5 protein-coding genes are annotated in these 8,279 nt (G+C 51.1%); all 5 read left to right on the top strand.

What is annotated here, in order from left to right; all coding sequences use genetic code 11:
• Positions 1 to 396: 396 nt before the first annotated feature.
• Positions 397 to 1,575 (top strand): ROK family protein, encoded by a 1,179-nt coding sequence (locus KB186_RS21705; RefSeq protein ID WP_221869211.1) that lies wholly within the window; start codon positions 397 to 399, stop codon positions 1,573 to 1,575.
• A 24-nt stretch (positions 1,576 to 1,599) separates the two neighbouring features.
• Positions 1,600 to 2,724, top strand: a complete 1,125-nt coding sequence (locus KB186_RS21700; RefSeq protein WP_173612021.1) for an extracellular solute-binding protein — start codon at positions 1,600 to 1,602, stop codon at positions 2,722 to 2,724.
• Positions 2,725 to 2,847: 123 nt separating this feature from the next.
• Positions 2,848 to 3,924, top strand: coding sequence for an ABC transporter ATP-binding protein (locus KB186_RS21695; protein WP_173612020.1), 1,077 nt, complete (start codon positions 2,848 to 2,850; stop codon positions 3,922 to 3,924).
• Between the two features lie 14 nt (positions 3,925 to 3,938).
• Positions 3,939 to 5,666, top strand: a complete 1,728-nt coding sequence (locus KB186_RS21690; protein WP_173612019.1) for an ABC transporter permease — start codon at positions 3,939 to 3,941, stop codon at positions 5,664 to 5,666.
• Positions 5,667 to 5,718: 52 nt separating this feature from the next.
• Complete coding sequence (locus tag KB186_RS21685; RefSeq protein WP_255688922.1) at positions 5,719 to 8,238, top strand: PIG-L family deacetylase; 2,520 nt, start codon at positions 5,719 to 5,721, stop codon at positions 8,236 to 8,238.
• Positions 8,239 to 8,279: the final 41 nt, after the last annotated feature.

Below are 8,279 nucleotides of genomic sequence, written 5' to 3'. Positions count from 1 at the left end.
AGCTCGTAGAGGAAACAGGAGAAATAAGCGAAGATCTTTGGTACACCGACCGAGACGGAATGCAAAAAGCGAAACACGTTCTTAAGCGTCCACCTCTGAAACACATCCTGAATGGACCACTTTGGACGCGGTTTCGCTTTTTGCATGGAGGCGGGCAGTGAATCCCACAGCGGGTGGGACAAGAATCTGAGTGTTTTCTCCTGTTTCCTCCCCACCACAACAGCGTGACGACTCTGTTTTTTTTAGTATTTTTTAACAAGGGATATATACACTAAAAAACCAAAAAATATATGAAAGACAAATGTAAATTGTTTGACTATTGGGTGCTGCCGTGTCTATAATTTGGTTATCTTTGTTAGTAATGTTAACTAACTGTGTGGCGGTGATCGATGAAGCGTGCAAGCTCCCAAAAAAACAGGTAATAGCAAACTCGTGAAAAAACTGAATAAAGAAGAAGTATTACAGCAGGTCGTCTTGCACGGGCAGATTTCCCGTGCGGATATCTCCAAACAGACACTGCTCAGCCGTCCATGTGTTTCCGCCCTTGTAGATGAAATGATCCAGGAAGGGCTCCTGCAAGAAGTAGGAATGGGCGATTCCAAAGGCGGCCGCAAGCCGATTTTGTTGGAGTACAACTACCAGGCGTACGCCATTGCCGGCGCGATTTTTGAAGGCTCTACCCTGGACATGGCTATCGCAGATATGAAAGGCGAGTTCTTGGCTCGCTATCGCAAACGGCTGGCACAACCAGCGAATGGCGAAACTGTCATCGAAGATTTGGCAGCCGGACTGGATCGCTTGTTGTGTGAAAGCGGCATCCCGCGAGAGCGCCTGCTCGGAATGGGCGTCGGTTTGCAAGGCGTCACACAGCGTGGCAGTGGAACCGTTAGCTTTTCACCCAGCACGGGGTGGATGGGTTCACCGATTCAACAGACCATCGAAGCGCGACTCGGACTGCCCGTCATTATCGACAATGACGTGAATATGATGACACTGGGCGAGTACGTCCGTGGAGCAGGGGTCGGCCATACCAACGTCGTCTACATGTATGTAGGAACGGGGATTGGGGCCGGGATTATTTTGGATGGGCAGTTTTATCGGGGGAGTCGTGAGGCAGCAGGAGAAATCGGCTTCATGATGATCGGCCCGGTACATAATCGCCCGAATGGCGCGTCAGGCGTGTTTGAGACGCATTATTCGATTCCGGGCATCCAAGAGCAGGCAAAGGGATTTCTCTCTGACCTTCAGGAAGGGTCGAGTGTCATAGAAGAGCTGATCCGGCACGCCAAACAAAATGCACAAGCAAAGGAGCTTCTTGCGGATGTGTATCGACATTGGGCGTACGGAATGGCGAACATCATCAGTATTTTGAACCCGGAAATATTGATCCTGAGCGGGGAGATGGTCCACGTCGATGGTGAAGGGGTGAAGCAAATTCACGAATGGCTGAGAGAATGGGTGCCTGAGGTGCCTAATCTTGAAAAAGCAAGTCTGGGGGAGCGCGCTGGTTTGATTGGTGCTGTCCACAGCGTTTTGGAAGCGTTTCCTTTCACACGACTGCTTGACAAAGAGTGAGAAGAACAAGAGGGGGAGTTCATTTTGAAGAAGACAACTAGCAAGCTGAAAACATGGATGAAGGGCGTTTTTGTCAGCTCCTTGGCTCTGACTGTAGCTGCGTGCGGCAGTGGAGGACAGGAAGCAAAGCCTGCCGACAACAGCGCAGGCGGCCAATCTGGCACGGCTGCTCAACCTGCTGATTCATCGGGTGACCCACAAAGACTGGTGATTTACACCGGACGGGACAAAAACATTTTTGAAATCGTGTTGCCAAAATTCAAAGAAAAGTACCCGAACATTGAAGTAGAAACACTTGAGATGGGTGCCCAACAAATTTTGGAGCGCGTCCGTGCAGAGAAGGCGAACCCGCAGGCTGACTTCTGGTGGGGCGGTACCCAATCTGCTCTAGCGACAGCAGCCAATGAAGATCTGCTGGAGCCTTACAAGCCGACTTTTGCAGACAAGGTTCCAGATTTGTACAAAGATCCGCAAGATCGCTGGTACGGCGAAATGCTTTTGCCAGAGGTCATCATGTACAACTCGCAGGTAATGAAGCCAGAAGAAGCGCCACAAGATTGGGACGAATTGATCGACCCGAAATTCAAAGACAAAATCGTGATCCGAAACGTACTGCCGTCCGGCACCATGCGTACTATTTATTCCGCAATGATCTTCCGTCAAGGGGCGGATACTCCTGAAAAAGGTTTTGAATGGCTGACCAAGCTCGATGCCAATACAAAAGAGTACACACAAGACCCGACAAACCTGTATCTGAAGCTGGATCGTCAAGAGGGCGTCATCTCCTTGTGGAACCTCCAAGACGTTCTGATCCAAAGCAAAAAGAACAATCATCCGTATGACTTCATTTATCCGAAGAGCGGGGCACCGATTCTCGTAGACGGCGTGGCTCTCGTAAAAGGCGCGAAAAACCTGGATGCGGCGAAAAAGTTTATGGAATTCTTGATGAGTCCTGAAATGGCCGCCCAATTGGCGAAGGAACGCTTCCAGTTCCCATCTCGTACAGACATCAGCAAGGACCAATTGCCAGACTTCATGAAAAATCTCGAGCTAAAGCCAATGGAACTCGATTGGGCTGTCATGGCTGAAAAAGAAAAAGAGTGGATGCAGCATTGGGATGAAAACATCAAGGGAAAAGGCAAGAAGTAAGGAAGATTTTTTCAAGCAGCTAGGCGGGAAGGCGTTGTCCTTTCCGTCTAGTCACTTATAGCAGTTGTTTGAAAACGGCCGTCAGCTTGAAATGACTCGCGATGAAGGAGGAAACACAACCCGATGAGCAGCGTAACACTTGATCACGTTTACAAAAGGTTTGGCCAAGCAAAAGGGGTCGAAGATGTGCACATTCATATCGAATCAGGAGAGTTTTTTACTTTTCTCGGTCCGAGTGGCTGCGGCAAAACGACTACCCTGCGCATGATTGCCGGCTTTTATTATCCTACAGAAGGCCATATCCGCTTTGGATCACAGGAAGTTACATCTCTTCCTCCCCACAAGCGCAATACTGGGATGGTATTCCAAAACTACGCGTTGTTCCCGCACATGACTGTTTTTGAAAATATCGCGTTTGGCTTGCAGGTTCGGAAGGTGAACAAAACAGATGCAAAGGAGCGCGTAGAACGGATCATGAAGCTGGTACGTCTGGAGGGCTATGGCGAACGCCGCATTGATCAGCTTTCCGGGGGACAACAGCAACGGGTAGCACTGGCACGGGCGCTGGTCATCGAGCCGCAGATTCTGCTGTTGGATGAGCCGCTGTCCAATCTGGATGCGAAGCTTCGGGAAGAGACGCGTTTCGAGATCAAGAGACTCCAGCTGGAGCTGGGAATTACGACGATTTACGTCACGCACGATCAAGCAGAAGCGATGTCGATGTCAGACCGGATTATGGTCATGCAGAGCGGAGAAGTGCAGCAGATCGGAACACCGCATGAGATTTACCATCGTCCTGTAAACCGTTTTGTCGCTTCTTTTATCGGCGAGACAAATCTGTGGGAAGGGACAGTTACAGGATTTGACGGCGATGAAGTGCTGGTTCGCACAGCTTCTGGACAAATGCTTAGCGGATTGAAGGAAAATGCCTCTCCACGTGCACAGCTGTCTGTCGGGGAGAAAGTAACGATGTCCATTCGTCCTGAATCCGTTCTGGAGAGTACAGGCAATGAGGGACAAAATGTAGTGACAGGCTCTGTTGTCATGTCTGAATTTACAGGGGCGTGTGTCAATTATGTCACGGAAGTAGGAAGTGAGAGCCTGCGCAGCATGTCCATCAACCTGGGACGACCGATTAAACAGCGCGGCGATGCCATCGGCCTACATATACCGAAAGAGAGCATTTATTTTGCCGGATAAGGGGGAAGAAGCTTTTGAGAGCAGAGTTGCAGCAAGCGCCGACAGCAGCCAGACGAAAGTCCATCACCGCTTCACCCGCCTTCGTCTACGTGCTGGTATCGCCACTCTTTTTAATATTGTTGGCGTATGTCGTTTATCCATTGTTCGAAACGTTCGTTGCGAGTATCAAAATCGATGAGGAAATTACGTGGAAAAACTACATTCGCTTCTTCAGTCTGGAGCATACTGCCAACCTGGAAGCGTTGTGGAACAGTATCTACATATCGGTTCTGAGTGTCATTACGTGCGGAATTGTCGGGGTTACGATGGCGTTTTTATTGGAGCGCTATGAGTTTCCGGGACGAAAAATTCTTTCTGTGCTGGCTTTGGTTCCGATGGCGTTGCCTCCACTGATTGGTGTTCTCTCGTTTACTTTTTTGTACGGAGAGAGCGGAATCATCCCACGGGCGATCAAAGAGCTGTTCGGGCTTGCCCAGGTTCCTTTCTCGTTAAAAGGAATGTGGGGTGTGGTCGTCGTTCATACGTTTACGATGTACACCTACTTCTTCATGACAGCTACAGCAGCAATCAAGGGACTCGACCCGTCCTTGGAAGAGGCGGCAGCCAGTCTTGGAGCGAATCGCTTTACGGTTTGGCGGCGTATTATTTTGCCGATGCTCACGCCAGCCATGGTCGCGTCTTCTCTGTTGGTTTTCATGATTTCGATGGCTTCTTATACGGCACCGCTCATTTTCGGCATTGACCGGACGATGACGATGCAGATCTATCTGTCTCGCACCAATGGAGATTTGGACATGGCTGCGACACAGTCTACGATTCTTTCGATCGTTTCTGTGGCTTTTCTTTTGATCATGCGTTGGTACCAAGGCGCGCGCAACTACCAGAACTTGAGCAAAGGGGTCAGCGTGCATCGTACCGAGATCAAGAGCAAAGCGGGACGCTACACCACGATTGTGCTGTCTTTTATCGGTACAATCATTCTGATGTTGCCAATTCTCGTATTGGTACTCATCTCCTTCTCGGTAGATGGTACCTGGACGGTGCAAATATTACCTCCTGAGTATACCTTGTCGCATTACATGGATTTGTTCACGGATAGCAAGACATGGCGTCCAATTCTCAACAGCTTGCAGTTGTCTGCGATCGCGGTAATCGGGATCGTCATTTTCGGTGTAGCTGCGGCATATGCCATGGTTCGCCTCAAGTTTCGCGGGAAAACGCTTCTGGATGTGTTGATCATGCTACCATGGGCATTGCCAGGGACAGTCGTGGCGATCAACCTGATTGCAGCGTTCAGTGAGCCGAATGCATTCAGCTTTGGACAAGTTTTGATCGGAACATTCTGGATTATCCCGTTGGCGTATTTTGTCCGACATCTGCCACTTGTGTTTCGCTCTACCAATGCGACTTTGATGCAGATGGACCCATCTGTTGAGGAGGCTGCGCGAAATCTGGGTGCTTCCTGGTGGTACAGTTTCAGGCGTGTCGTGTTCCCGATGGCTTGGGGTGGAATTCTCGCAGGTACACTCTTGGCATTCGTCCAGTGTATCGGGGAATTCGTGGCTTCGATTCTGATCTTCACACCGAAGACAACGCCATTGTCTGTCGCTGTATTCCAACGCATGTACAGTAATGAATTTGGCACCGCTTGCGCCTATGGTGTCTTGCAAATCGTGGTCATCATCATCGTGTTGTTCATCTCCAGAAAACTGACCGGAGATAAAGCGGGAACTGCCGTGTAAAGCTGGATGCCTTCGTGAAAAAGGAGGGCTTCACGTGGATGTCAGTGAATCGATGGACAAGAAATCACCGAAAGTGCAGCCGACCAAACTACCCTGCCCGACTATTCCCGCATCTGTTCGCACCATGCAGGGGGAACATGGACTGCTCGATCTGTGGAAAGCGATCAAGCCACTCGCTACCATTGCCAGTGCCATGAATACAGGTGCCCATCCGGACGATGAGCACAGTGCCATGCTCGCTTACTTGGCCCTGGGGAGAGGCGTGTATACCACCAGTGTGATCGCGACGAGAGGGGAAGGCGGCCAAAATGAAATCGGCTGCGAGCAAGGTACCGCGCTGGGGATTATCCGCACGCGTGAGCTGGAAGAAGCCTCATCTCTTAGCAATGTGACGCTTGGCATCTTAAGCGAAGAGCTGGATGATCCCATCCATGATTTCGGGTTCTCCAAATGCGCCGAAGAAACCTTCCGCAAATGGGGCGAAGAGGTCGTGTACGAGCGATTGGTTCGAAAAATTAGGGAGCTGCGCCCCGATGTCGTTATCGCTTGCTTTGAAAATGAACCGACGACACACGGACATCACCGGGCGATTACGTTGCTGACACAGCGAGCTTTCCACGAAGCAGCCGATCCACAGATCTTTCCTGCGCATAGACAGGCTGGACTTTTGCCGTGGCAAATGAAAAAGCTGTATCTGCCTATCATGGACAACGATGATTATCACGTCGCCGTACCCGTGGGGGAATACGACCAAATCTACGGCTCATCCTATGTGCAGCTTGGTGAGCGATCGAGGTTTATGCATAAGACACAGGGCATGGGAGTTCACTACGATGAAGGCCCGACCTACAATTACTATCGCCTGGATGCCTCGGTTTTTCCGGCACCGGAAAAAGAGCGCGACTTTTTTTTCGGACTGCCCGTCAGTTTTGCTGATCTGGCGCAGAGCATCGCTGCAAAAGGCGGGCAAGAACTTGCGGAAGTGCTTCACCGTATGCATGATGCGGCTACAGATGTATTGAATGCCTACCCGCGTTTTGCTGAGGTGGCTCAAAGGGTTCATCACATGAAGGCTTTGCTTGCGTCTGCACAACAAGAAGTAAGCAAGGCTTCACTCGATGAAGAAACAAAGGTCGATTTGATGTATCGGCTAGGACTCAAGGAAGCGCAGCTAAACCGTGCCAGTGCGGAGGCTCTGTCTCTGGTTGTGAAAATCAAGCCGGAGACGGGCGAGTGGGTGGCGGGCCAGACGACAACGGTTACCGTAACGGCTTACAACGGCGGCTCGCTGGAGGTTGAGCATGTGCAGCTGCGTATGCGTGTCCCCGCTGGATGGACGGCGAAACCGCTCACGCCAACGGCTTTTCCACGACTTGCTTACAATCAGACGGTGTGCACCGTATTTGAGGTATCGATTCCTGCAAAGACGGAGCTGTTCCATCCTTACAAGCCGACTGTATTCGATGTCGAGGTGCTCTATTTCGCCTTCGAGACAGCCAGTACGATTCGCGTGGAGCCGGATAGCCGTGTAGCTGTGCTTCCGCCGTATGCCGTGACGCTGACCCCGTCCGATGTGGTGCGGAATACGTTGCATACGGATGAGACGATCCCGGTTAAGGTAACACTGAAACAGTACCGTCCGGGAAGCTCTACAGCCAAGGTCGCTCTCGTTGTCCCGGCAGGCTGGACAGCGGAGCCAGCCTTTGTCGATGTTCCGTTTTCTTTCCGGAGCGAGACGAAAACGATCGCTTTTACTGTTCATACCACACCGCAGGTGACGAATGGCAAATATCAGATCAGCGCTACGGTCGCGGGGACAGACGGTGTGGCAGAGATTGCGCAAGATGTGCAGGTCATTGAATACCCGCATGTTGGCCGAACGTATTTCATCCGGCCCGCTACGCTGACTGTTCAAGCCTTTGATCTGGCCATCCCGAAAAACCAACGGATCGGCTACGTATCCAGCGGCTTTGACAATATGGATAAATACTTGCGCGCGGTCGGGGTGAATTGTCTCAATCTCGACGCAAACGAAATCCAATCGGGCGATTTGTCCCGCTACGACACGATTGTACTCGGTATTCGTGCATACGGATTCCGGCGCGAATTAATCGAGAGCAATCAGCGTCTTTTGCACTATGTAGAAAACGGCGGAAACCTCGTCGTTCAATATCATAAGCCGGAGGACAAATGGAAGCCGCACTTGGCACCTTACCCCATTTTTATCGGTGAATCGCTGATCGATTGGCGGGTGACCAATGAGCAATCAGACGTCCGTATGCTGGCCCCTGAACATCCGATGTTCCAGGAGCCAAACGTCATTACCCAAGCAGACTGGGATGGATGGGTGCAAGAGCGCTCCATCTACAATCCTTCTCGCTGGGGAAGCGAGTATACCGAGCTGATTGCGACAAGTGATCCGGGAGAACCGGAGTTCCGCGGCATTTTCCTCACGGCGCACTATGGAAAAGGGACGTACACCTACAGCTCGCTTGCCTGGTTCCGCGAGATTCCACAGCTAGTCCCTGGCGCTTTTCGCTTGTTTGTCAACATGATCAGTCAGAAGCAGTAATGCCCCATCCACTCCGGGCAACCGTGGGTCGATCCATGGCT

Origin of the sequence: Brevibacillus sp. AF8 (assembly GCF_021270385.1) — a bacterium.
Classification (GTDB): Bacteria; Bacillota; Bacilli; order Brevibacillales; family Brevibacillaceae; genus Brevibacillus.
This window is presented reverse-complemented; position numbering and strand designations above follow the sequence as displayed.

Bases quoted from the DNA above. Each gene is read 5' to 3' on its own strand.
- KB186_RS21685 (WP_255688922.1), top strand. From the start codon at position 5,719: ATGGACAAGAAATCACCGAAAGTGCAGCCGACCAAACTACCCTGCCCG.
- KB186_RS21695 (WP_173612020.1), top strand. From the start codon at position 2,848: ATGAGCAGCGTAACACTTGATCACGTTTACAAAAGGTTTGGCCAAGCA.